At 76.7% G+C, this 976-nt stretch carries 1 pseudogene; it reads right to left on the bottom strand.

The features are described 5' to 3' along the window. Nucleotides 1-976 (bottom strand): annotated as a pseudogene (locus OZN99_RS32405) (GNAT family N-acetyltransferase); the annotation flags it as partial.

Here is a 976-nt window from a genome sequence, read left to right as displayed (position 1 = left end):
CCCCGCCTTCGCCAGCGCCTCCCGCTGCGCGCCCGCTGTCGCCTGGCCGGCCCAGCACACCAGCACCGGCGCCGCCCGCGTCGCCTTCGCGGCCGCGGCCAGCGCGGCGGAGATGGTCTCCGCGTTCTCACCGGCGACAGGCGCGTGCAGCGCGATCACCGCATCCACCTGCGGCAGCGCCGCGAGCATCGCCGCGGCCTCGCCCAGCTTCGTGCCGGTCAGCGGGCCAAGCGTGATCGGATTCCGCCCGGCCCAGCCCTGCGGCAGGCCAAGTGCCAGGCAGGCGAGCGCCTCGTCCGGCAGCTCCGCCAGCCGCGCGCCGGCCGACAGCACCGCATCGGCCGCCAGATGCGCCAGCCCCGTGGCGTTGGAGACGATGGCGATGCGGTCGCCCGCGCCGCCACGCGGCGAGAGCTTCACCCGCGCCAGCGTCTCCGCCGCCGAGAGCAGGTCGTCGAGTCCCGTCACGCGCAGCACGCCGGCGCGGCGCAGCGCCGCCTCCATCACCGCGTCCGCCGTGCCTGTCGCATCCATCAGCCGCCCGCCCGCGCGGATCGCCACAACCGGGCGCGTGCGCGCCGCGGCGCGCGCCGCCGAGACGAATTGCCGCCGGTTCTTGATGCGCCGCAGGTCCAGCAGGATCGCCCCCGTCCCGGGATCGCGCGAGAGCCAGTCCAGCGCATGGGCGAAGCCGAGATCGGCATTGCCGCCGATGCCGATGACGTGGCTGAAACCCACGCTCTCGCTCTCGGCCCAGTCCAGCACCGCGCGCGCCAGGGCGGAGGACTGGCAGACCAGCGCGAGACGCCCGCGCCGCGGCGGGAGATGCGCGAGCGAGGCGTTGAGCCCGATCGAGGGCACGCAGATGCCGAAGCTGCCCTGGCCCAGCGCGCGCACGCCCGTGCGCTGCGCGATGGCGGCGAGGTCGGGCGCCGCGCCCGGCACCAGCGCGGCATGGCAGCCCCGCGCACCGAGG

The sequence above is a fragment of the Falsiroseomonas oryzae genome (assembly GCF_027856955.1).
Lineage (GTDB): Bacteria > Pseudomonadota > Alphaproteobacteria > Acetobacterales > Acetobacteraceae > Falsiroseomonas > Falsiroseomonas oryzae.
Note: the sequence above shows the minus strand (reverse complement) of the source record. Positions and strands in the feature narration are given on the sequence as shown.